Genomic DNA, 22,480 nt, shown 5'->3' on the forward strand with positions numbered 1-22,480 from the left:
GACCTAGCGTGGTGCCATGGATCCGATCGGCGGTGGCGTGCTCGTGGCGGTCGCCGCGACGCTCTGGATCGCCTATCTGCTCCCCAGCTGGCTCCGCCGACGCCAGTACCTCGCCACCGAGCGCAACGCGGTGCGCCTGCAGCAGACCCTCCGGATCCTCGCCGAGACGGCCGAGGCGCCCGAGGAGGTCCGCACCGGCGTGACCGCGCGCGAGGTCGCCGCCCAGGAGCGGATCCTCCACGAACACGAACTCGCGTCGCGCCTCGAAGCCCAGGCCGCCGAGAACCTCGCCATCGCCGAGCGCATCGCCGCGGAGGAGGCGGCAGCCGCCGCGGAACGCGAGGTCGCGGCGCAGGCCGAGCGGTCCGCGGCCGCCGAGCGTGCGGCGACGCTGCGAGCGGCCTCGCTCGCGGCCGAGGCGGAGGCCGTGTCCCGCCGCGCGGCGAGCACCGCCGCCGCTGCGGATCCGGTCGCCGCACGTCGCGCCCGTCGACGTCGTCGGGCAATGTGCTCCCTGCTGCTCCTCGCCTCGCTCGTCGCCCTCGCCATCGGCCTCGTCGTGCTCGCGAGCGGAGGCCCGGGTCTCGTCGCGCTCGGCGGAGGCGCCGGCATCGTCGTGGCGATGACGGGCCTCGTCGTGCTCGCCCGTCGCCGGCCGATCACGGTGGCCGTGGCACCCGTCGCGGTGCCGGTCGCCGAGCCCTTCGAGCCCATCGACGTCGAGGAGGCCGCCCCGTCCGAGGAGGCCGGCTGGACGCCGCAGCCCCTGCCGAAGCCGCTGCACCTCTCTCGCGGGACCATCGCCGCGAGCGTCATGGCCTCGATCGCCGAGGCCGAGCAGCTGAAGCGGTCCGCGCACGACGCCGAGCTCGCCGAACGCGCCGAGCGGATGGAGCCCCAGGTGCCGGTGCTCCGGCCCGCCGCGGCATCTGTCGGGGGCGAACCGACGACGCCGACGGGCGAACCGGCGACGGGGCGACCGGTCGCGTCGGCGTCGGAACCGGCGAACCCCTACGCGCGGATGGGCATCGTCGAGGGCGCCGGACCGGGCATGGGCGACCTCGACCAGGTGCTGCGCCGCCGCCGCACGGCCGTCTGATCCGGTGGTCCGAACCACCTCTCGGGGGATGGTAGAGTCGTTGACGGCTCGGGCCCATGGCGCAGTTGGTAGCGCGTCTCGTTCGCAATGAGAAGGTCGGGGGTTCGAATCCCCCTGGGTCCACCAACCAGATGAAGCCCCCGGAATCCGCTCGGATCCCGGGGGCTTCGTCGTCGGCTCGTACGCTGGAGGCATGAGCGACGCGATCGACCCCGCCCGGATGGCCGCCGACCGGATCGATCGGGCCGTCGAGCACGCGTTGACCCGACGCAAGGACTACGGGGAGGAGCGGCTCGACGAGGCGGCGCTCGCGGCCGACCCGCTCGTGCAGTTCGATCGCTGGCTCGCCGAAGCGGACGCGCGCGGCGTGTACGAGCCGAATGCGATGGTGCTCGGCACGGTGGACGCGGACGGCACGCCGTCGAGCCGGACCGTGCTGCTCAGGGGCGTCGACGATCGAGGGTTCGTGTTCTACACCGATCGCTCGTCGCGCAAGGGCCGCGCGCTCGCGGCATCCCCGGCCGCGACCCTGCTCTTCCCGTGGTACCTCATCCACCGGCAGGTCCTCGTGACCGGCTCCGTCGCACCGGTCGCCGACGAGGAGTCGGACGCGTACTGGGCGACGCGACCGTACGGCTCGCGCATCGCCGCGACCGCCAGCCGCCAGTCCCAGCCGATCGGCTCGCGCGCCGAGCTCGAGCAGCGCGTGCGTGAGCTCGAGGAGGAGTACGCGGGAGTCGACGACATCCGCCGGCCGGAGCGGTGGGGCGGCTACCGGTTGCGCCCGTGGCGGATCGAGTTCTGGCAGGGGCGAACCTCTCGACTGCACGACCGGATCGTGTTCGAGCGCGAGCGCGAGGGCGGTCCCGGGTCGCCGTGGCGGATCGGTCGCCTGCAGCCGTAGGCCGCTCACGGGCCGCCGCGATCGGCCGCTCGTCCGGTCGTCCGGGACATCCGATGCGCGGGCGTAGGCTGAAGCGGATGTCGCAGTCCCAGGAGCCTCCCGCCCGCGAGGCGAAGGATCACCGCTGGCGCGCCTACTGGGTCTGCGTCGGCGTCGCCGCACTCACGATCATGGACCTGACCAAGGTCAACGTCGCGCTGCCGTCGATCGAGGATGCGCTCGGCGCGGGCCCGACCGAGCTCGGCCTGCTCGTCTCGGGCTTCGTGCTCGCGTTCGGGCTGACGCTCGTGCCCGCGGGTCGATTCGGCGACCAGGGGTCGCGCAAGACGATGTTCATCGTCGGTCTCAGCCTGTTCGCGCTCACGAGCCTCGTCTGCGCGATCGCGCCGAGTGCGCCCGTGCTGCTCGTCGGCCGGCTGTTCCAGGGCGTCGCCGCGGGAATCCAGATGCCGCAGGTGCTCGGCATGGTCCAGCAGCTCTTCCAGGGCGCGGAGCGAGGGGCGGCGTTCGGACTGTTCGGAGCGACGATCGGCATCGCGACGGCGTTCGGCCCCACGCTCGGCGGCCTCGCGATCGCGATCGGCGGGCCCGACGACGGATGGCGCGGCATCTTCTGGATGAACGTTCCGCTCGCGCTCATCGCCATCGCCTTCGCGGCGCGCCTCCTGCCGGGCCGCCCGAGCGGCGAGACCCGACGCATCTCGCTCGACCCCGTCGGGGTCGTGATCTTCGGGATCGTCGTCACGTCGCTCATGTGGCCGTTCCTGCTCACCACGGGCTCGCCCGACGACGACCCGGCGCGGTGGTGGACGCTCGCGGTGTTCGCGGTCGCGCTCGGCGCATTCCTGTGGTGGGAGCGGCGATACGCGGCATCCGGTCGTGCCCCGCTCGTGCCGCTCGACCTGTTCTGGTTGCGGTCCTACCGCAACGGCACGCTGCTCGCGACCGTGTACTTCGCGGCGATGCCGGCGTCGTTCCTGTTGACGACGCTGTACCTGCAGCAGGGCCTCGGTCTCGAACCCGTCTTCGCGGGCATGGTGACGATCGGCTTCGCGCTCACGAGCGCCTTCACGTCGTGGCTCGGCGGTCGGCTCGTGAACCGGGTCGGGCGCCCGCTCGTGGTCGGGGGCCTCGTCCTGCTGCTCATCGGCTTCGGCCTGCTCGTGCTCGTCGCGGTGGCCACCCCGCCCGAGCTCACGCCGTGGCTCATGGCCGCCGTGATGCTCATCGGCGGAGCGGGCGGTGGGTTCGTCATCGCGCCGAACCAGGTGCTGGCGCTCGCCGACATCCCGATCGAGCGGGGTGGGCTCGCCGGTTCCGTCGGGCAACTCGGCCAGCGCATCGGCACGGCGATCGGCGCCGCCGTCGCACTCTCGCTCTTCTACTCGACGGTGTACCGCGAGCAGGGTGCCGAGGCTCGCATCGACGTGTTCCACCAGGCGTACGCCGTCGGCATCGCGGCCGTGGGCGCGCTGCTCGTCGTCGCGCTCGTCGTGGGGCTCGTCGACCTGCGTCAGCGCCTCGGCGGCGTGCGGCGCGAGCGCGAGCGCGAGGCGGCGGATCGGGACGCGCAGGCCCGGCCGATGATCGACCCGGAGTCGGACGGGCCCGTTTCGGCCTGAGCGCGGCTCACGGGGCCGGGCGGTCGGATCGGGCCGACGGTGCGTGCCGTCAGGCGGCCACCGCGCGCTCGGCCTCGAGCAGGCGCGCGAGCTCGCGCGCGGAGAGTTCCCGCCCGAACGCCGGGTGCCCCGGCTCGAGTGCTCGCCCGTTGCCGAGTGCTCCGCCGTCGACGGGGTCGAAGCCGAGGTCGTCGATCATGCGGGCGACGGCCTCGCGCGCGTCGGCGTCGTCGCCCACGACCGCGATGGCGCGACGCAGCGGCGATCCCGACGGCATCGGGTCGTCCTCCATGTCGTGGTAGCCGAGGTGGTTGAGGGACTTCACGACGCGCGCCGCGGGGTTCAGCGCGGCGTGGATCTCGCTCGTGGTGCGCTCGTCGGCGTCGACCTCGGGGATGTGCCCGTCGACCGGTGGCCAGTAGTTCGTGGCATCGACGACGATCTTGCCGTCGAACGCGTCCCACGGCACGCTCGGCGCCTTGCCGAAGGGCACGGCGACGACGATCACGTCGGATTCGGCGGCGAGGCGGTCCGCAGCGGCCACGCGGGCGCCGGGAGCGACGACGGAGACCAGGAGCTCGAGCGCGGTCTGGCGGGGCGAGCCGGCGAGCGCGACGTCGTAGCCGGCACCGACGAGCAGGCGTGCGAGGGCGGTGCCCACCTTGCCGGCGCCGAAGATGCCGATCGTCGGTCGTTGCGCCACTCGCTCCTCCATTCCGCCCCGGTTCCCGGGGCGCGGCGCCACCCACGTCGGTCGTCGGGCGCCGTCTCCATCGTGAACGCGCCTGCCATGGCGGGCATTCCCCGGGCCCCACGGAATAGTCTCTCAACTGACGGGGTTCCGATCAGGTGCATGCACATGCATCGATCACAGGACAGGGAGCAGCGGATGGCGCGCAACCACGAATTCGGACTCGACACCTTCGGCGACGTGACCCTGGCGGCTGACGGCGAGCCGCTGCCGCAGGCCCAGGTCCTCCGCAACGTCATCGAGGAGGCCGAGCTCGCCGATCGACTCGGCCTCGACTTCTTCGGCGTGGGGGAGCACCATCGGCACGAGTTCGCGATCTCGGCGCCCGAGGTCGTGCTCGCGGCCATCGCCGGACGCACCGAACGCATCCACCTCGGCTCGGCGGTCACGGTCCTGAGCTCGGACGACCCGGTGCGGGTCTACCAGCGGTTCGCGACGCTCGACGCGGTGTCGGGTGGACGTGCAGAGGTCATCCTCGGCCGCGGGTCCTTCATCGAGTCGTTCCCGCTGTTCGGCTACGACCTCAGCCAGTACCAGGACCTGTTCGAGGAGAAGCTGAACCTGTTCTCGGCACTGCTGCCGCAGGAGCCCGTCACGTGGTCCGGCAAGCTCCGCTCGTCGCTCACCGACCAGGAGGTCTTCCCGAAGGTCGAGCACGGCAGCCTTCGCACCTGGGTCGGGGTGGGCGGCAGCCCGGAATCCGTCGTGCGTGCCGCGCACTACGGCCTGCCCCTCGTGCTCGCCATCATCGGCGGCAGCCCGGCGCGATTCGCCCCGCTCGCCGACCTCTACCGCAAGGCCCTCGCGCAGTTCGGCCACGACGCCCAGCCGATCGCCGTCCATTCCCCGGGCATCGTCGCCGACACCGACGAGGAGGCGCTCGCGACGCTGTGGCCCCACTACGAGACGATCATGAACCGCATCGGGCGCGAGCGCGGCTGGGGCGCCGTCACCCGCGAGCACTTCGAGGGCGAGGCGAGCCCGAACGGGGCGCTCTACGCGGGGTCGCCCGAGACCGTCGCGCAGAAGATCGCCGTGACGATGCGTACGCTCGGCGCGCAGCGCTTCGACCTCAAGTACTCCAACGGCACGTTGCCGCACGAGGCGATGCTCCGCACGATCGAGCTCTACGCGACCGAGGTCGTCCCGCGGGTGCGCGAACTCCTCGCCGACGGCGACGGCGACGCCGCCGACGAGCGCCCCGCCGAGGCCTCCGACGGGGGCGACGGCGCCTGAGCGGGTGATCGCGCTACGGCTTGGCCGTGCGCAGCCGCGCCGACCCCGACTTCGACCGTCGCCGCACCGCAGCCCGGAACCACTCGGCGTCCGGAAGGCGTGCGAGGAACGAACCGGCGAGGATCGTGATCAGCACGTATCCGGTGGCGAGGGGAGCGAGCGCGGGCTCGATGCCCGAGCCGACGGCGAGGCCGGCGATGACGATCGAGAATTCGCCGCGCGGCGCGAGCACGAGCCCGGCTCGCCACTGGCCGAGCGTGCCCACGCCGGCCCGCCGGGCGGCGTACGCGCCCGAGACGAGCTTGGTGAGGATCGTGAGGGCGGCCAGCGCGGCGGCCGGCAGCAGCATCGAGAGGATCGCCGCGGAGTCGGTCGCGAGACCGAAGAAGACGAAGAAGATCGCCGCGAACAGGTCGCGCAGCGGCGTGAGCACCGCACTCGCGTTCGCCGCCACGCGGCCAGAGAGCGCGATGCCGACGAGGAAGGCGCCGACCGCTGCCGAGACGCTCACCTCCGCGGCGAGCCCGGCGACGAGCATGACGAGTCCGAGCACCCCGAGCAGCAGGGGTTCGGCGTGTTCGGCGGGGAAGAAGCGCGAGATCACGTGTCCGTGGCGGAGCGCGAGGAAGAGGATGACGACGACGATCGTGACGGCGATCGCGACTCCGACGGCGCCCTGGACGAGGCTCGCGCCGACGACCAGGGCCGACAGCACCGGCAGGTAGAAGGCCATGGCGAGGTCCTCCATGACGAGGACGGCCAGGACCGGGGGCGTCTCGCGATTGGAGAGTCGCCCGAGGTCGCGCAGCAGCTTGGCGATGACGCCCGACGACGAGACCCACGTGACGCCCGCGAGGGCGACGGCGGCGATGGGGCCCCACCCGAGGAGGAATGCGAACGCCGCGCCGGGAAGGGCGTTGAGCAGGGCGTCGAGGATGCCGGCGCGTCGCGAGGATCGCAGGCCGATGACGAGTTCCTCCGCCGTGTACTCGAGTCCGAGGAGTGCGAGCAGCAGGATCACGCCGATCTCGGCGCCGGTGGCGAAGAAGTCCTCGCTGGCGTCGAACGGGAGCAGGCCGCCGTTGCCGAAGGCGAGGCCGAGCAGCAGGTAGAACGGGATCGGGGAGAGGCCGATGCGGATGGCGAGGCGCCCCAGGAGGCTCATGGCGAGGAGCAGCGCGCCGACTTCGATGAGGAGCAGCGTGGTCTCGTGCATCGGGCCCCCGCGGTCAGTCGGGGCCGTTGGCGAGCAGTCGGGCCAGTCCGTCCAAGCCGTCGCGCGTTCCGACCGCGACGATCACGTCGCCGGCGCGCAGCACGTCGGCTGGGGTCGGCGACGGGATCACCTGTCCGTCGCGCATGATCGCCACGATCGACGAGTGCGTCCGGGTGCGCGCCTTGGTGTCGCCGAGGGGGTGGTTCAGGTAGGGCGAGTCGGTCGGCAACGCGATCTGCTCGGTGAACAGCCCGGTCGTCAGGTCGGAGAGGCTGGTCAGGCGGGCGAGCATCACGGAGGCGCCGAGCACGTCGGCGAGGGCGGCGGCCTCGTCGTCGCTCAACGGAATGGTGTCGCGGCACTCATCGGGGTCGTCCTCGTCGAACACTCCGAGATCGCGCTCGCCGTCCCGGTGCGACACCACGCTGATCCGCCGACCGCTCTCGGTCACGAGGTCGTGGCGGAAGCCGATCCCGGGCAGGTCGATCTTCTCGATGCGAATTCCCACGTCCGCCATGCTAGCCCCGTCCGAGGACGTCCGGTCCGAGGAACGCTCAGGATCCTGACACGCGCGCCCCCCTCGCTGGAACCCCGGAGTCGCCGCAGGGCGGCGGCCGGTCAGGCGGATGCGGCGGCGCGCGTCGTCATCTCGAGCACCGGCGTACCGCCGTCGTCCTCGACGGCGAACGACACGCGAACCTCGCCGAGCTCGCCGAGCGAGCCGACGTGCGTTCCGCCGCAGGGGATCCGAGCGGAGGCGTGCGGGAGTTCGCACACCCACGTGCGGCGGTCGCTGAGGTCGTCGCCCACGCGCTCGACGCGGACCTTGGCGTCGTCGCCGACCCATTCGGCGAGCGTCGCATCGACGGATGCCGCGAGCTCGCCGAGCGAGTCCGCGAGGCCGGTCGCATCGAAGCCGGCACGGCGCAGCGACTTGTTCAGTCGATAGCGATCCACCGAGCCCGACGGCTCGATGCGGGAGGACGAGATCGCGATGCCGTCGAAGTCGGGCGAGCCGAGCGCATCCTCGCGCGCGGCCTTCGACCAGCGGCCGGCGAGCGCGCGGTTCAACGCGAGGGAGGCGGCGTGGCACGCGGTGTGGCCGATCGAGAGTGCTCGGCGGGTCGCGGCATCCGCCTCGAGCTCGACCTCGTCGCCCTCGCCGACCTCGGCATCGGGGTCGAGGAGGTGCGCGACGAGGAACGACCAGCCCTCGGTGCCGGGTCGCACGGGCAGGGCGCCGATGTGCAGTTCGGCGCCGTCGGTCGCGGCGACGACCGCGTCGCGGATCGCGTACTCCCGGGTGCCGACGCGGAGCACGCCCGCGTCGGCGGGCTGATCGGGCCACGCGGCGTCGACGGGGTGGATGCTCGTGCGGTCCGCGATCACGGCCAGGCGGTCGCCGTGCGGCACGACGGCCAGGACCCGGGCGTCGGCGCGCAGGTCGCCCGCCGGATAGGTGACGATGGTGTCGGCGTCGGGCAGCCCCATCAGACGCCGGACTCGCGCCGGCCGAGGATGTTCACCGGGATGGCGACGGCGAGGGACACGCAGAGGATGCCGCCGAAGAACACGAGCGCCTCGAAGCCGACCACGACGTCGGCGATGCTCAGCACCCACATTCCGAACACGAACAGCGCCATGGCGATGAGGAACGGGAACACGCTCACGAGGGACCTCCTTCGGACGCGGCGGACCGCCGCGGCGCCAGTCTAGCGACGGGCGGAGCCCCGCGCGGGGTCCTCAGTCCTGCACCGGTCCGAGCCAGGCGTTCGCGATCGTGTTCAGCGCGGCATCGTCGCTCGAGGGGTGGAAGACGCCGGCCAGCACGTCGCGTTGGAGTCGTCCGAGCTCGTTCCCGGCGAAGTAGGTCGCGCCGCCGGCGACACGGACGGCGGCGTCGACCACGTCGCGCGCGGTCTGGACGGTGCGCACCTTCACGCCGGAGAGCTTCGCGAACCAGAAGGCGCCGTGGTCGGTGCCGCCGGTGACGTCGTTCGCGAGCCCGACGAGCTGGGGCGCCACGGCGTCGAGTGCGAGCGCGGCCTCGGCGATCCGCCGGCGGACGCCGGGGTCCTCGGAGCGGGGCAGGCCGGTCCGGGCGGAGGTCCGCGAGCGCGCGGCCTCGACCGCGAGGGCGAGCGCACGCTCGGCGAGTCCGGCGTAGACGGCGCTGAGGAACAGCTCGAAGCACGCGAAGATCGCGAACACGAACGGATCGGGGTTGGGGCCCGGGTCGAGACGGCGCACGATGCGGTCAGGTGCCGCGACGGCGCCGTCGAGCACGGTGGTGCGGCTCTGCGTGGCGCGCATGCCGATCGTGTCCCAGTCGTCGAGGGTTCGGACGTCGGGGTCCTCGCGGTCGATGAAGCCGTACACGAGCTTCGGGCCGTCGGCGGACGCCGTGTCGAGACCGTGCACCCCGAGCCGGGTCCATGCGGGCGAGAGCGAGGTGAAGATCTTGCGGCCGGTGTAGCGAACGCTCCCGTCGGCCTGCGGATCGGCGACGGTGCCCGAGCCGAAGAGCATGAGGTCGTTGCCGATCTCGCTGATGCCGAAGGCGAAGACCTCGCCGGCGGCCGCCTCGGACAGGACGAAGTCGAGCGCGTCGTCGCCGCGGTCGTGCAGGATTCGCGCGACGCCGGTCCAGACCAGGTGCATGTTCACGCCGAGGGCCGTCGCCGGGGCCGCGGTCGCCAGCCTCGACTGCGCCCGCACGACGTCGGCGAGGCTCCAACCGAGGCCGCCGAGCTCGGCGGGCACGAGCGCCCCGAGGTAGCCCCGGTCCGCGAGTTCGGCGAGGTCCTCGGCGAAGAACGCGTTCTCGCGGTCGTAGCCGGCCGCCCGTTCGCGGAGCCGGCTGAGCAGGTCGTCGTCGAGCAGGGATTCCGGGGTCGTGTCGGCGGTCACGGCGCCAGCCTACGCCGGGTGGTCGGCCCCGGTCCCGGCGCCCTGCGGGGCGTCGGCCGCGCCCGGCGGGCCCGCTGCGGCCCGGGCACCGGGGGCATCGGTCCCTCCGTCGCCTCCGCACGGCCCGCGCCCGCCGCGAGTCGCGAACACGATGATCCCGACCACGATCGCGGCGATCACCGCGAGCAGCGCGAGCCACGGGAGCATGACGCCGATCACGACGAGGAGCCCGGAGACGAACCCGACGAGCGCGTTCCATCCGGCGGCCACGCCGCTCCAGAAGTCGTTCGGGCCGGCCTGCGGCGCGAGGCCCTCGGTGAGCAGCTCCACCGTCAGCGTCGAGTAGTCGACCTGGTCGGCGAGCCAGTCGCGCTGGGTCGTGAGCGCGTCGAGCTCCGTCTGGCGGGTGGTGAGCTCCGATTCGATCGCGATGAGGTCGCCGACGTCGTCGGCCTGCGTGATGAGCGAGCGGAGCCGGTCGACGGAGGTCTGCAGCGACGAGATCCTCGAGTCGAGGTCCTTCCGCTGCTGGGTCACGTCGGAGCCGTCGAGCTGGAGCGAGTCCACGCGACCGAGCTCGCGCAGGTCGGCGAGGACCTCATCGAAGCGATCGGCGGGAATCCGCACGACGAGCGTGGCGCGGGCCTGCTGCGTGTCGGTGCCGGGCGTCTCGTTGCGGGTGTCGACGCGTCCACCCGCGCCGCCGACCAGCGCGGCGACCTCGGCCGCGGAGTCGATCGGGTCGTCGACGGTGATCGCCAGCCAGCCCGTCGTGATGACGCTCCGATCCTCGTCGATGGTGCCGGCCTGCTCGTCTTCCGTGAAGGGCTGCTCGTCGCGCGGCGCGACCCCGCCCTCGGCAGGCGCCTCCATTCCGACGTCGGGCTCCGACGTCCCGCTGTCGGAGCCCCCCGAGCCCATGCTGCAGCCCGTGAGGAGGAGCGCGGAGAGGGCGACGAGCCCTGCGAATCGGATTCCTCGGCTGGTCATGCGGTCACCGTAGCCCGGTGCCCGGATCCGATGTCTGGATGCGGGCTGCAAGTCGGGTCACGATCCGGTTGCGGCACGCTGTGAGCGCGGAGGCCATGCAGGGGAGGCCGCGGCCCGGGCCGAAACGACACCGCGTCAGCCGCGCCCCGGGATGGCCTCCGGTGCCTCCGGATGCTCCGAGGCCTCGCCGTAGAACTGGCCGTGGTAGCCGAGCAGCACCGGGTGCGGGAGCTCGGCTCGGGCGACCTCGGCGAACGAGGCCGCGTCGAGCACGAGCAGGAACGACGTGCCGCGAGCGGCGTCCAGCACCACGGACATCACCACCCCGTCGTCCTCGGCGGACCGACCCGGTCGACCGACGAAGACGCCCTCCCCGGGGAAGCAGTCCGCCTCGTGCCAGTCCGCGGAGGTCCCGTCGGCGAGGTCGATCTTCACGAGGCGGTCGTAGAACCCTCGTCCGCTCCGCACCCCGACGCCGTAGACGTACCGCAGGTCGGCGCTGGTGTTGCGCCTCGCGTAGTCGATGTTCGGCAGCTCGAGGCTCGTCGGGGAGATCACCTCGGCGCGGAGGCGGCGCTTCGGTCCGGTGAGCGGCACGCGAAGGCGACGGAGGGTTCCGGGCGGGATCTCGACGTCGGGTTCGGAGAGCCGGTGCAGGTAGAACGACTCGATGACGGACGCGTCGTCGTAGGCGACGAGGTCGATGACGACGCTGCCGTCCTCGTCGTCGTGGGCGTTGACGTGGTGGAACGCGAAGAACGGGTCGGCGGTGGCCGATCGCACGAGCCGGCCGGTGGCGCGGTCGAACACGTGGATGCGGGTGCCGCGCACCGGCTTCCACCGGAAGTTCTCGATGTACGGGCGCAACCACAGCAGCAGGGAGAGCGGATTGACGACGAGTGGGAACTCGACGAGCACGAGGTGGCGCGACGACATGCCGAACGAGTGGATGTAGGACGGCTCGCCCACCGGGCGCGAGGCGATCGTCGCGCCATTCAGCAGCGCTGCATCGCGCGTGTCGACGCGGCGGAAGACGTAGCTGCTCACGGCACCGTACCGGGTGACGAGGTTGATCGCCTCGTGCCGCGCCTCGTCGAGGTGCGGATGGACGGTGGTCATCCGTCCGAAGTCCGAGCGGTCCCATCCGGCCACGCCGACGGTGCGGAGCGTATCGGGGTCGAACTCCACCTGGATCGGCGTCTCCGCGAGGGCGAGGTAGTGCTCGGCGATCCGGGCGATGTTGACCTTCGCACTGTCGGTGACCTGGGGATCGAAGACCGCCATGGCCCGCGCGAAGAGCGATCGGCACGGGTCGGTCGCGAATTCGGGGTAGGCGATCCGGCCCTCATCGCGCGCTGCGCGGTAGGCCCCGGTCTCGAGGAACCGGTTGGCGTACGAGACGCGACCACGGTCGATGGTGAATCGGTGCAGCATCGCGAGGCCGTCGAACCAGTGGCGGTACCGCTGCGCCCCGACCTGGAACGTGCCCGGGCCGTTGCGCAGCAGCGAACCGGTGAGCCAGTCGGGGAGTCGGCCACGGACCGGGAGGTCGTCGATCGCGACCTCGGGGCTCGCGCCGAAGCCGTGGATCGCATGGTTCGCCGTCATCGGATGCCCGCGCTCGCCGTGGCGTCGTCCGCCGTCGTCCGGCGGGGGCGGCGGCCGGCGCCGCGCCGAAGGATCAGGTCCGCGGCGATCTTGCCCGAGGCGAGCACGGCCGGGATGCCGGCCCCTGGGTGCGTGCCCGCGCCGACGAGGTAGAGACCGTCGACCAGTGGGGATCGATTGTGCGGGCGGAACCAGCCCGACTGGAAGAGCGTCGGCTGCAGCGAGAACGCTGCGCCGTGCGGGGTGTTCAGCACATCGCGGAAGTGATCCGGACCGATCGCGTGCTCCACGGTGAGGTGGGAGGCGAGGCCGGGCAGGTACCTCCGGTCGAGCACGTCGACGACGAGGTCGCGGATGCGTCGGACCGTCTCCTCGGGCACCCTCTCGCCGTCGTCGAGCGGCGGTGCGGCCACGAGGACGTACAGTGCCTCGCAGCCCTCCGGAGCGACGGAGGCATCCGTGCGCGTGGGGACGTGCACGTAGAGGAAGAGGTCGTCGGCGCTCAGCGGTCGCCGCGCGTTCGCCCGCGCCTTCCGAGAGGGCGCGAACACGGGGTCGAGCACGCGACGGGAGTCGCCCGCGAGCAGCAGGTTGTGATGCGCGAGCGGCGTCGACGGCCACGTCCGGTCTGCGCCGAAGTACAGCACGTGCAGCGACATGCTCGGTCTCGCCGTCCGGAGCCCCGCTCCGCCGAGACGACGGGATCCACCGAGCAGCCGGTCGTGCGTGTAGGCCGGATCCGCGTTGGAGACGACGACGTCGGCATGCCGAATCGTGCCGTCCTCGAGCCGCACCCCATCGACCCGACCGGAGCGCACGAGGACCCGGTCGACGGCGACGCCGCACTCGATCCGGCCCCCGAGGCGTTCCAGGAGCGATCCGAGGGCGTCGACGATCGCGGCGGTCCCGCCGACCGCGTAGTGCACGCCCCACCGCCGCTCGAACTCGACGATGAGGGAGTACAGGGCCGGCGTGCGCGCCGGGTGCCCGCCGATCAGCAGCGGGTGGAAGGCGAGCGCGCGACGGAGGAACGGGTCCCGGATGCACCCGTCGACGAGGTGCTGGACGCCGAGGGCGGCGCGATGACGCAGGAGGAACGGGAGCATCCGCAGCATCACGTGCAGCTGCATCATGGGACGCTCGGTGTACGGGTAGAAGGCGTCGAAGATGCGGCTGATGCGCTGCGTGAGGCGCGCGTACCCGCGGGCGTCGGACGGGCTGCGACCGGCCACCTCCGACGCCAGTTCGGCCGGGTCGGCGTGGAAGTCGAACGGTCGCCCGTCCTGGTCGAAGGCGCGGTAGAACGGGTCGAGCGGCACCAGGCGCACGTGGTCCTCGAGCCGTTCGCCCGCCAGGGCGAACAGCTCCTCGAACATGAACGGCGCCGTGATCACCGTCGGTCCGGCATCGAAGCGGAACCCGTCGAGCTCGTACAGGTACGCCCGCCCGCCGATGCGATCCCGCTTCTCGACGACGGTCACCTCATGGCCGTCCGCCGCCAGGCGGATCGCCGCAGCGAGGCCCCCGAACCCGCTCCCGATGACGATCGCCCGCATCCGGTCACGATAATCGCCGTGCATGCGCGGCGCCGTCCATCGTTCGATGGATCAGTCGTCGTCGGGGTCGCGGCCCGTGCGCTCCCCGTTCTCGAGGGTCGCGATGGCGGCGACATCCGCCTCGTCCAGCTCGAACGAGAACACGTCGAGGTTCTCGGCGATGCGTTCCGGACTGGACGCCTTCGGGATCACGATCGTGCCCTGCGCGACGTGCCAGGCGAGGACGACCTGTGCGACCGAGCGACCGTGCTTGCGGGCGATCGGCTCGAGCACGGGGTCGCCGAGGAGTCGCCCGCGCGCGAGCGGCGACCAGGCCTCGGTGCGGATGCCGACCCGATCGTGGAACGCCCGCAGCTCGCGCTGGGGCAGCCACGGGTGCAGTTCGACCTGGTTCACGACCGGCGCGACGCCGGTCTCGTCGATGATCCGCTCGACGTGGTGCGCGTGGAAGTTCGAGACGCCGATCGAGGTCGTGCGGCCCTCGTCGCGGAGGCGCACCAGCGCCCGCCAAGTGTCGACGTACCGGACGCGCGACGGCACCGGCCAGTGGATGAGGAAGAGGTCGAGCCGGTCGAGCCCGAAGCGGTCCATGGCCGCATCGAACGCGCGGAGCGTCTCGTCGTAGCCGTGGTCGTCGTTCCAGACCTTGCTGGTGACGAAGAGCTCCTCGCGTGGCACCCCGGACTCGCGGACGGCCGCGCCGGCCTCGGCCTCGTTGCCGTAGAGGGCCGCGGTGTCGAGGTGCCGATAGCCGAGCTCGATCGCGCTGAGCGCGAGCCGGGTGGCCTCCGACGCCGGCACCTTGTACATTCCGTAGCCGACCTGGGGGACGGCCCGGCCGTCGGCGAGGGGGATCATGGGTGCGAGGGGCGGATGCGGCATCCGTTCGCCTTTCGTCTCTGGATCGCGTCGGCGTCGAGCCTCGTCAGCTCGGCGTGATCGCGACCGGTTCGGTGTCGGGGATGGGGCTCGCGTCGCGACCTCGCAGGTCGGGGTGCCATCGTCGGGCGAGCGCCGGCACGAGGAAGCCGAGGAAGGCGAGCACGGTCGCGGCCCAGAAGGCGCCGACGGCGTCGTACCCGTCGATGAGGAAGCCCGCGAGCGCCGAGCCGAGCGCGGCGCCGATGAGCTGGCCCGTGCCGACCCATCCGTACGCCTCGGCCGTGTCGGAGAACTTCACGCTCGCCGACACGATCGCGAAGAGCACCGCGAGGGCCGGCGCGATGCCGATGCCCGCGATGAAGAGCGTCGCGGCGAGCCACCAGAAGTCCATCGAGAAGGCCGCGAGCGCGGTGCCGGCGAACACGATGAACATGCGACGGGCCGTCGACCACGGGCCGATCGGGACGTGCCCGAGCCCGAGGCCGCCCGCGAGGCTGCCGATCGAGAAGATCGCGAGCACGATGCCGGCCTCGGCGCCGTCGTGGCCGAACGCCGCGACCACGCCGGCCTCGATCGCGGCGCACGCGCCGATGAGGAGGAAGCCGACGATCGTGGCGAGCATGACGGGCGGGCGCGTGAGCACCTTGCCGAACGCCCGCTTCGAACGGGGGATGCGCACGCGACCCAGCTCGGGCGAGGAGATGAACCAGATGCCGCCGACGACCATGAGCGCCGCGGCGAGGAGGATGCCCCATACGGTGCCGATCTGCGTCGAGACGACGGTCGTGACGACCGGGCCGACGACCCAGATGATCTCCTGCGCCGACGCGTCGAGCGAGAACAACGGCGTGAGCTGTCGGGAGTTGACCATCTTCGGGTAGATCGTGCGGACGGCCGGCTGGACGGGCGGCGTCGAGAGCCCGCAGACGAGGCCGATCGCCATGTACAGCGGCACCGTGAGCGGCAGCACGCCGATGGCGACGACGGATGCCACGCACACGACGAGCGTCGTGATGAGCACCGGTCGCATGCCGAACCGGCCCATGAGCCGGCTCGTCAGGGGACCGGCGATCGCCTGCCCGATCGAGGTGGCGGCGAGGACGAGTCCGGCAGCGCCGTACGAACCCGTCTGCTGCTCGACGTGCAGCAGGAACGCGAGCGAGAGCATGCCGGACGGGAATCGTGCGGTCAGCTGGGCGGCGATGATGCGTGCGACGCCCTTGGTCTTGAGGAGATCTGTGTAGCCGGCCACGGTGGCTCGATCCTATCGACGCGGATGCCGCCCGCCCGCGAACCCCGATCGCATCAACCTGTCCATATATAAAGGCGCAGTGATAGGATGGCGTCGTGCACGCGTTCGACGTCCTGGGCGACCCGGTGCGCCGCCGCATCCTCGACCTGCTGGCCGACGGCGAGCGGCCGGCGGGTTCCGTGGTCGACGTCGTCGCGGGCGAGTTCGGCATCACGCAGCCGGCCGTGTCGAGGCACCTCCGGATCCTCCGGGAGCAGGGGTTCGCGACGGTCCGCGCCGAGGGCGCGCGACGCATCTACGCGCTCGAGCCGACGGGTCTCGACGAGGCATCCGCTGACCTCGAACGCTATCGGCGCCTCTGGCCGCAGCGACTCGACGCGCTGCACACCGAGATCGCACGCGGTGCGCGTGCTCGACGGAAGGACGAATGATGGCCGTGACCGGCGAGATCTTCCCCGACGAGCCCGGCTTCCGGCTCGAGTTCGACGAGGTGTACGACACCGATCCCGACGACCTGTGGGAGGCGATCACGACGCGGGAGCGCCTCGTGCGGTGGATGGCGGACTACCGCGGGGACCTCCGGCTCGGCGGGCGGTGGCAGGTGTTCACGCGCGACGGCGACGTCTACTGCGACGGCGAGGTCGTCTCGTGCGACCGCCCGCACGGCTTCACGACCACGTGGACCGTGGTCGGCGAGGCGCCGACGCGACTCACGGTGCGACTCGAGCCCGAGGGCGACCGCACGCGGCTGAGCCTCAGGCACGAGCACGTCACCCGACCCGACTACGGCCCCGGCTGGCACGCCTACCTCGAGAGCCTCGCGTGGCACCTCGCCGACCCGGATGCGCCGAAGGACCGCGCCCGATGGGCAGCGCGCCACGACGAGCTCGAGCCGGCCTACGCCGAGCGGCTCGCCTCGCTCACTCGCTGAGCGCCTTGACGATGCGCTTGACCGAGACCGTCTCGGCGGTGCGCAGCTCCTGCGCGAAGAGCCCGACGCGGAGCTCCTCGAGCATCCACCGCACGCGGACGAGCCGACCGTCGGCATCGGGGTCGATCGGGAACGCCCCGCCCGCCTTCTCGTAGGCAATGCGCGCCTGGTCGAACTCGGTCTGCAGCTGGCGATCGCGTCCGGGGTTCTCCTGCATGCGACGAACGCGCACCGTGACCGCCTCGAGGTACCGCGGCAGGTGCCGGAGGCGATCGAGTCCGGTCGCCGAGACGAATCCCGACGGCACGAGCGCCTCGAGCTGCGAGCGGGCGTCGGCGAGCGCCGACATGAGCTGCAGGCTCGACGCCTTCGAGATCGCGCGGTCGGCCTCGCGCGCCGCGACGAGGATCCTCGAGACGAGCCCGACGATCTCGAACATGCGGTCCATCACGCTCGCCGAGACCGCGTCGCGCACGGCCTCGAACTCGGCGCGCGTACGGACGAGTCCGTCGGAGTGCCGGGCGCGGAGCTCCGCGTCGACGACGGCACCGAGGCAGTCGTCGAGCAGGGCGCGCGGCCCGGCGTACGAGCTCGAGGCGAGTGCGAGCTTCTCCTGGTTCGACAGGTGCTCCTGCACGTAGGCCACGGGGGTCGGCGTCGCGAGGATCAGCAGGCGACGGATGCCGCGGCGGGTCGCGCGATCGCGCTCCTCCTCGGTCGGGACCAGGCGCAGCGCCACGGATCCGCCCTCGTCGACGAGTGCCGGGTAGGCGCGCACGACGTTGCCGGCCTGTCGCGTGTCGACGTGGGCGGGGAGGTCGTCCCAGTCCCACGCGGTCAGCCCGGAGCGCTCGGCGAAGGACGGGCCGGGTGACGCGGGCCCACCGCTTCGGCCGCCCGGTCGCGTCGCGCCGCTCGCCTGACCGCGGCCCCGCCCCCCGCCGGGCGCCCCTGCGCCGGACGTCGGGCCGGCGAGATCCGCTGCACGTCCGCCACCCACGCCGCCCGGACCGCCCGCGAACGTCGAGGCGACCGCCCGGCTGGCGCGCTCGGCCAGGCGCGCCTGCAGCGCGCCGAGGTCCTTGTCGTCGCCCGCGCCGCGTCCGCGTTCGTCGACCGCGCGGAAGGTCACGCGCAGGTGCGGCGGCACTCGATCGAGGTCGAAGTCCTCCGCCGTCACCGGCGCGTACGTGAGCCCCTTGATCACGCCCGCGACCGTCGCCGCGAACGAGTCGCGGGCTTGGCCGGATTCCGGTCCCTCCGGCAGCTCCGCGGCGATCTTCGCGGCCCACTCGGCGGCAGGCACCACCTGGCGGCGCAGCACCTTCGGGAGCGTGCGGAGCATCGCGGTGATGAGCTCGTCGCGGAAGCCGGGCACCTGCCAGTCGAACCCGGTCGGCTCGAGCCGCGGGAGCAGGACGAGCGGTACCTGCACCGTCACGCCGTCGTCGTCGGCGCCCGGCTCGAACCGGTAGCGGAGCGTCAGGGTCTGGTCCCCCTGGCGCCAGCGGTCGGGGAGTCCGCCGTCGGTCGCCACCTGGTCGTCGCCGAGGAGGTCGGACCTGGTCATGGTGAGCAGGTCGGGGTGCGTACGATGCTCGCCGCGCCACCAGCGCTCGAACGCGCGCGCGTCCGTGGCATCGGCCGGAAGTCGCTGCTCGTAGAAGGCGACGACCGCCTCGTCGCCCGCGAGCACGTCGCGGCGCCGGGTCCGCTCCTCGAGCTCGCCGAGTTGGCGACGCAGCTCGCGATTGCGACGGACGAAGCCGAAGACCCGCTTGTCGAGCCGGTTCCAGTCCCAGTCCTCATCGACCAGCGCGTGCCGGACGAACAGCTCGCGCGCGAGGGCGGCATCGACCCGGGCGAGCTGGATGCGCCGCTTCGGGATGATCGGGACGCCGAACAGCAGCACCTTCTCATCGGCGACCGCCGAACCCTGCCGACGTTCCCAGCGCGGCGACGAGTACGAGCGCTTCGCGAGCGGTCCGGCGAGCTGCTCGGCCCAGGCCGGATCGATCGCCGCCGCCGTGCGCGCGAACAGCCGACTCGTCTCGACGAGTTCGGCCGCCATGATCGCCGCCGGTGGCTTCTTCGCCAGGGCGGAGCCCGGGAAGACGACGAACCGGGTGTTGCGGGCTCCCGCGAACTCGGCCTGCTGGCGGCGCCCGCGTCGCTCGGCCTCGCGCTGGGTCGCGGCGCCGCCGCGCCCGGTCGACGTCCTGCTGTCGTCGCGGATGCCGATCTGCGAGAGCAGCCCGGCCAGGAGCGAGCGGTGGATGCCGTCGGGGTTCGGCGCACCGGGCTCCTTCGCGACGTGCAGGCCGAGCGGCTTCGCCAGGCGCACGAGTTGGCGGTAGAGGTCCTGCCACTCGCGCACGCGCAGGTAGTTGAGGTACTCGCTCCGGCACATCCGGCGGAATGCGCTGCCGGAGAGTTCGCGCTGCTGCTCCTCCAGGTGGTTCCAGAGGTTCAGCAGCGTGAGGAAGTCGCTGGTGGGGTCGACGAAGCGGCGATGCATGTCGTCGGCCTGCTCGCGGCGCTCGAGTGGCCGTTCGCGCGGGTCCTGGATCGTGAGGCCCGCGACGATCGCGAGCACCTCTCGGCTCACGCCCTGCGCCTTCGACTCGAGCACCATGCGCGCGAACCTCGGCTCGATCGGAAGGCGTGCGAGCTGACGGCCGATGCGAGTCAGCTGCGGGCCGGCCGCGGCATCCGCCTCGTCGATGGCACCGAGTTCGCGCAACAGGTCGACGCCGTCGCGGATGCCGCGGGCGTCGGGCGGCGTCAGGAACGGGAAGTCCTCGATCGCGCCGAGGCCGAGGGATGCCATCTGCAGGATCACCGCGGCGAGGTTCGTGCGCAGGATCTCCGGATCGGTGAACTCGGGACGCTTGTCGAAGTCGTCCTCGGAGTACAGGCGGATGGCGATGCCGTCGCTCGTGCGGCCGGAACGGCCCGATCGCTGGTTCGCCGACGCCTGCGAGATCGGCTCGATCGGGAGCCGCTGCACCTTCGATCGGACCGAGTACCGGCTGATGCGGGCGGTTCCCGCGTCGACGACGTAGCGGATGCCGGGGACGGTGAGGCTGGTCTCGGCGACGTTGGTCGCGAGCACGACGCGCCGGCGCAGCCCCGCGACCTTCGACGTTTCGAACACCCGGTGCTGGTCGGCCGAGGACAGGCGCCCGTAGAGCGGGAGCACCTCGGTGACGTCGGCCGCACCGCGACGCGCTGCGTGCGCCCGCACCGCGGCCTCGGCGTCGCGGATCTCGCTCTCGCCCGAGAGGAACACAAGGACGTCGCCGGATGCCTCGCGCCCGAGCTCGTCCAGGGCGTCGAGGATGCCGCGCTGGATGTCGCGATCCTCGGCGGCCGCGCCCTCGTCGTCGTCGCCATCGTTCGAGCCCGATCCGGCGGACTCCGCGACGAGGGGGCGATACCGGACCTCGACCGGGTAGGTGCGCCCCGACACCTCGATGATCGGGGCCGGCTCGCCCGCGGCATCCGCGAAGTGCGCGGCGAAGCTCTCGGGGTCGATCGTCGCGCTCGTGATGATCACGCGCAGGTCGGGCCGCCGGGGGAGGAGGCGCTTGAGGTAGCCGAGCAGGAAGTCGATGTTTAGGCTGCGCTCGTGCGCCTCGTCGATGATGATCGTGTCGTAGCGGCGCAGGTCGCGGTCGCGGTGGATCTCGTTCAGGAGGATGCCGTCGGTCATCACCTTGATGCGCGTGGCCTCGCTCACGCGATCGGTGAAGCGCACCTGGTAGCCGACGAGGTCGCCGAGTTCGACGCCGAGCTCCTCTGAGACCCGCTCGGCGATCGTCCGTGCCGCGATGCGACGCGGCTGCGTGTGCGCGATCGACTCGCGCCCCAGTTCGAGGCAGATCTTCGGAAGCTGGGTGGTCTTGCCCGAGCCGGTCGCACCCGCGACGATGACGACCTGGTGATCCCGGATGGCGCGTGCGATGTCGTCGCGTCGACCACTGACCGGCAGGTCGGCCGGGTACGTGATCGTGGCGGGGACGGGCGCGGGCATAGCCCTCCATCCTAGCGGCGCCCAGGTCGTCCTTCCGCGGGAGTCCGACGATCCCCGCGCGGGACGGCGCGCCGGGTTCGCGCCCGGCGAACAGGGGATGGAAGTCGGACGCGATCCGTGTTGCATGTCGGTATGACCCAGATCCCGACCAATCCGGTTCCCCGCGTGCGACTCAACGACGGACACTCGATCCCGCAGCTGGGATTCGGCGTGTTCAAGGTCGACCCCGCCGAGACCGAGCGCGTCGTGGCCGACGCGCTCGAGGTGGGGTACCGGCACCTCGACACCGCTCGCATCTACGGCAACGAGGAGGGCGTCGGTCGCGCCGTCGCCGCAGCCGGCCTGCCGCGCGAGGAGTTGTACGTGACGACCAAGCTCTGGAACGACGACCAGGGCACGCAGTCGGCGTTCGACGCGTTCGAGGGCAGCCTCGAGCGGCTCGGGCTCGACTACGTCGACCTCTACCTGATCCATTGGCCGGTGCCGGCGCAGGACCGATACGTCGAGTCGTGGCGCGCACTCGAGCGGATCCGCGAGTCGGGTCGCGCCCGATCGATCGGCGTCTCGAACTTCATGGTTCCGCACCTCCAGCGCCTGCTCGACGAGACCGACGTGGTGCCGGCCGTCGACCAGATCGAACTCCACCCGGCGCACCAGCAGCCGGAGACGACCGAGTTCGCCGCCGAGCACGGCATCGCGATCGAGTCGTGGGGGCCGCTCGGACAGGGCAAGTACCCGCTCCTCGAACTGCCCGAGGTCGTCGAGGCCGCGGAGGCGCACGGGAAGTCGGCCGCGCAGGTGGTGATCCGATGGCACCTGCAGAGCGGCTTCATCGTGTTCCCGAAGTCCAACCGCCGCGAGCGAATGTCCGAGAACTTCGATGTCTTCGACTTCGAGCTCTCCGGCGGCGAGATGGAGCGGATCACGGCGGTCGAGCGCGCCGGTCGCCTCGGCCCCGATCCGCAGCACTTCGGCTGAGCGATCCTTCCGCTGATCGGGGGTTCGGCCGGGAGGCCGGACCCCCGAGGTGGACGAGCGGATGCCGCGACACGCGCGGGATCCGTGGCCGATTTGTGATCGCGGGCCGGCGCTGCCTATGGTTGAACCCGTCGCCGCGGCGGCCGGGAGCGAAAGCCGCCGGCGAAGCGGACAGGTCTTAGCCAAACAGCCTCGAAGGCGCTCCATTGCGACTCGGTTGCTTCAAGCCTAAGATGACGATTCCACACCTCTTCGAACGCGACAGCCCGAGCGCTGTCCGTCGATCGGGTCCGTGACTCCGGCTCGGCCGGATGGATCGGATCCACAGGAGCGCGTGGTACAGTAGGGAAGTTGCCCTGAGGGCAGGTCGTGAGGCCGGAACTCGGGTGCGTCCGTTCCTTGAGAACTCAACAGCGTGCACTATGTTCAATGCCAATTTTTGAACCCCGTTTCACTTCGGTGGATGGGATTCCTTTGATTGATGGACAATTTGATTTTTTGAGTCAGTT

General features: G+C 71.9%; 19 protein-coding genes and 1 tRNA gene. 8 read left to right on the plus strand and 12 right to left on the minus strand.

The annotated features are described in order from the left end of the window. The first annotated feature begins 16 nt into the window (after positions 1–16). The 4 genes from ACSJD1_RS17345 (at position 17) to ACSJD1_RS17360 (ending at position 3,625) form a co-directional block, all read left to right on the plus strand. On the plus strand, positions 17–1,099 hold the full coding sequence (locus ACSJD1_RS17345) for a hypothetical protein (protein WP_438856536.1): 1,083 nt from the start codon (positions 17–19) through the stop codon (positions 1,097–1,099). 50 nt (positions 1,100–1,149) lie between these two features. Further along, positions 1,150–1,225, plus strand: a tRNA-Ala gene (locus ACSJD1_RS17350). A 67-nt stretch (positions 1,226–1,292) separates the two neighbouring features. After that, positions 1,293–2,003 (plus strand): pyridoxamine 5'-phosphate oxidase, encoded by a 711-nt coding sequence (gene pdxH, locus ACSJD1_RS17355; RefSeq protein WP_438856537.1) that lies wholly within the window; start codon positions 1,293–1,295, stop codon positions 2,001–2,003. Positions 2,004–2,080: 77 nt separating this feature from the next. After that, positions 2,081–3,625 (plus strand): MFS transporter, encoded by a 1,545-nt coding sequence (locus tag ACSJD1_RS17360; RefSeq protein ID WP_438856538.1) that lies wholly within the window; start codon positions 2,081–2,083, stop codon positions 3,623–3,625. Between the two features lie 49 nt (positions 3,626–3,674). On the opposite strand, the gene ACSJD1_RS17365 is transcribed toward ACSJD1_RS17360, so the two are convergent. Continuing rightward, positions 3,675–4,340 carry an NADPH-dependent F420 reductase gene (locus ACSJD1_RS17365; RefSeq protein WP_438856539.1) on the minus strand — a complete coding sequence of 222 codons (666 nt, stop codon included), beginning with the start codon at positions 4,338–4,340 and terminating at the stop codon, positions 3,675–3,677. Positions 4,341–4,514: 174 nt separating this feature from the next. Between ACSJD1_RS17365 and ACSJD1_RS17370 the strand changes: the two genes are divergently transcribed. Then, complete coding sequence (locus tag ACSJD1_RS17370; protein WP_438856540.1) at positions 4,515–5,612, plus strand: LLM class flavin-dependent oxidoreductase; 1,098 nt, start codon at positions 4,515–4,517, stop codon at positions 5,610–5,612. A gap of 13 nt (positions 5,613–5,625) precedes the next feature. Here the strand turns inward: ACSJD1_RS17370 and ACSJD1_RS17375 are convergent, their stop codons facing one another. The 10 genes from ACSJD1_RS17375 to ACSJD1_RS17420 all read right to left on the minus strand — a co-directional run bounded on the left by ACSJD1_RS17375 (position 5,626) and on the right by ACSJD1_RS17420 (position 16,026). Further along, the gene (locus tag ACSJD1_RS17375; RefSeq protein WP_438856541.1) at positions 5,626–6,828 is read right to left on the minus strand and encodes a cation:proton antiporter; all 1,203 of its coding nucleotides are present in this window, start codon (positions 6,826–6,828) and stop codon (positions 5,626–5,628) included. Positions 6,829–6,841: 13 nt separating this feature from the next. Beyond that, positions 6,842–7,336 carry a cation:proton antiporter regulatory subunit gene (locus ACSJD1_RS17380; protein WP_438856542.1) on the minus strand — a complete coding sequence of 165 codons (495 nt, stop codon included), beginning with the start codon at positions 7,334–7,336 and terminating at the stop codon, positions 6,842–6,844. 110 nt (positions 7,337–7,446) lie between these two features. Continuing rightward, positions 7,447–8,319: an alanyl-tRNA editing protein gene (locus tag ACSJD1_RS17385; protein ID WP_438856543.1), complete on the minus strand. Its 873-nt coding sequence runs from the start codon at positions 8,317–8,319 to the stop codon at positions 7,447–7,449. Then, the gene (locus ACSJD1_RS17390; RefSeq protein WP_438856544.1) at positions 8,319–8,498 is read right to left on the minus strand and encodes a hypothetical protein; all 180 of its coding nucleotides are present in this window, start codon (positions 8,496–8,498) and stop codon (positions 8,319–8,321) included. Before ACSJD1_RS17390 ends, ACSJD1_RS17385 begins: the two co-directional genes overlap by 1 nt. A gap of 73 nt (positions 8,499–8,571) precedes the next feature. Further along, positions 8,572–9,738 carry an acyl-CoA dehydrogenase family protein gene (locus tag ACSJD1_RS17395; RefSeq protein WP_438856545.1) on the minus strand — a complete coding sequence of 389 codons (1,167 nt, stop codon included), beginning with the start codon at positions 9,736–9,738 and terminating at the stop codon, positions 8,572–8,574. Positions 9,739–9,747: 9 nt separating this feature from the next. Continuing rightward, positions 9,748–10,728 carry a DUF4349 domain-containing protein gene (locus ACSJD1_RS17400; protein WP_438856546.1) on the minus strand — a complete coding sequence of 327 codons (981 nt, stop codon included), beginning with the start codon at positions 10,726–10,728 and terminating at the stop codon, positions 9,748–9,750. 135 nt (positions 10,729–10,863) lie between these two features. Then, on the minus strand, positions 10,864–12,336 hold the full coding sequence (locus tag ACSJD1_RS17405; RefSeq protein WP_438856547.1) for a carotenoid oxygenase family protein: 1,473 nt from the start codon (positions 12,334–12,336) through the stop codon (positions 10,864–10,866). Further along, positions 12,333–13,892 carry a phytoene desaturase family protein gene (gene crtI, locus ACSJD1_RS17410; RefSeq protein WP_438856548.1) on the minus strand — a complete coding sequence of 520 codons (1,560 nt, stop codon included), beginning with the start codon at positions 13,890–13,892 and terminating at the stop codon, positions 12,333–12,335. Before crtI ends, ACSJD1_RS17405 begins: the two co-directional genes overlap by 4 nt. 51 nt (positions 13,893–13,943) lie before the next feature. Further along, a complete protein-coding gene (locus tag ACSJD1_RS17415; protein ID WP_438856549.1) occupies positions 13,944–14,774 on the minus strand; it encodes an aldo/keto reductase in 831 nt (276 codons plus the stop codon). Positions 14,775–14,817: 43 nt separating this feature from the next. Further along, positions 14,818–16,026 (minus strand): MFS transporter, encoded by a 1,209-nt coding sequence (locus tag ACSJD1_RS17420; RefSeq protein WP_438856550.1) that lies wholly within the window; start codon positions 16,024–16,026, stop codon positions 14,818–14,820. A gap of 95 nt (positions 16,027–16,121) precedes the next feature. On the opposite strand from ACSJD1_RS17420, the gene ACSJD1_RS17425 reads away from it, so the two are divergent. Together ACSJD1_RS17425 and ACSJD1_RS17430 are read left to right on the plus strand one after the other, a co-directional pair. Next, a complete protein-coding gene (locus ACSJD1_RS17425; RefSeq protein WP_438856551.1) occupies positions 16,122–16,457 on the plus strand; it encodes an ArsR/SmtB family transcription factor in 336 nt (111 codons plus the stop codon). Then, positions 16,454–16,957 (plus strand): SRPBCC domain-containing protein, encoded by a 504-nt coding sequence (locus tag ACSJD1_RS17430; RefSeq protein ID WP_438856552.1) that lies wholly within the window; start codon positions 16,454–16,456, stop codon positions 16,955–16,957. The genes ACSJD1_RS17425 and ACSJD1_RS17430 overlap by 4 nt, the downstream gene beginning before the upstream one ends. Here the strand turns inward: ACSJD1_RS17430 and hrpA are convergent. After that, positions 16,947–20,993, minus strand: coding sequence for an ATP-dependent RNA helicase HrpA (hrpA, locus tag ACSJD1_RS17435; RefSeq protein ID WP_438856553.1), 4,047 nt, complete (start codon positions 20,991–20,993; stop codon positions 16,947–16,949). The genes ACSJD1_RS17430 and hrpA overlap by 11 nt on opposite strands. Before the next feature lie 132 nt (positions 20,994–21,125). Here hrpA and ACSJD1_RS17440 point away from each other — a divergent pair, with 132 nt between their 5' ends. Next, a complete protein-coding gene (locus tag ACSJD1_RS17440) occupies positions 21,126–21,971 on the plus strand; it encodes an aldo/keto reductase (protein ID WP_438856554.1) in 846 nt (281 codons plus the stop codon). Positions 21,972–22,480 lie beyond the last annotated feature (509 nt).

This window comes from Agromyces excoecariae (assembly GCF_051715505.1).
In the GTDB taxonomy this organism is placed as follows: Bacteria; Actinomycetota; Actinomycetes; order Actinomycetales; family Microbacteriaceae; genus Agromyces.

Bases quoted from the DNA above. Each gene is read 5' to 3' on its own strand.
- ACSJD1_RS17385 (WP_438856543.1), bottom strand. From the start codon at position 8,319: ATGGGGCTGCCCGACGCCGACACCATCGTCACCTATCCGGCGGGCGAC.
- ACSJD1_RS17345 (WP_438856536.1), top strand. From the start codon at position 17: ATGGATCCGATCGGCGGTGGCGTGCTCGTGGCGGTCGCCGCGACGCTC.
- pdxH (WP_438856537.1), top strand. From the start codon at position 1,293: ATGAGCGACGCGATCGACCCCGCCCGGATGGCCGCCGACCGGATCGAT.
- ACSJD1_RS17400 (WP_438856546.1), bottom strand. From the start codon at position 10,728: ATGACCAGCCGAGGAATCCGATTCGCAGGGCTCGTCGCCCTCTCCGCG.
- ACSJD1_RS17360 (WP_438856538.1), top strand. From the start codon at position 2,081: ATGTCGCAGTCCCAGGAGCCTCCCGCCCGCGAGGCGAAGGATCACCGC.
- ACSJD1_RS17365 (WP_438856539.1), bottom strand. From the start codon at position 4,340: ATGGAGGAGCGAGTGGCGCAACGACCGACGATCGGCATCTTCGGCGCC.
- ACSJD1_RS17375 (WP_438856541.1), bottom strand. From the start codon at position 6,828: ATGCACGAGACCACGCTGCTCCTCATCGAAGTCGGCGCGCTGCTCCTC.
- ACSJD1_RS17440 (WP_438856554.1), top strand. From the start codon at position 21,126: ATGACCCAGATCCCGACCAATCCGGTTCCCCGCGTGCGACTCAACGAC.
- ACSJD1_RS17405 (WP_438856547.1), bottom strand. From the start codon at position 12,336: ATGACGGCGAACCATGCGATCCACGGCTTCGGCGCGAGCCCCGAGGTC.
- crtI (WP_438856548.1), bottom strand. From the start codon at position 13,892: ATGCGGGCGATCGTCATCGGGAGCGGGTTCGGGGGCCTCGCTGCGGCG.
- ACSJD1_RS17370 (WP_438856540.1), top strand. From the start codon at position 4,515: ATGGCGCGCAACCACGAATTCGGACTCGACACCTTCGGCGACGTGACC.
- ACSJD1_RS17415 (WP_438856549.1), bottom strand. From the start codon at position 14,774: ATGCCGCATCCGCCCCTCGCACCCATGATCCCCCTCGCCGACGGCCGG.
- ACSJD1_RS17430 (WP_438856552.1), top strand. From the start codon at position 16,454: ATGATGGCCGTGACCGGCGAGATCTTCCCCGACGAGCCCGGCTTCCGG.
- hrpA (WP_438856553.1), bottom strand. From the start codon at position 20,993: ATGCCCGCGCCCGTCCCCGCCACGATCACGTACCCGGCCGACCTGCCG.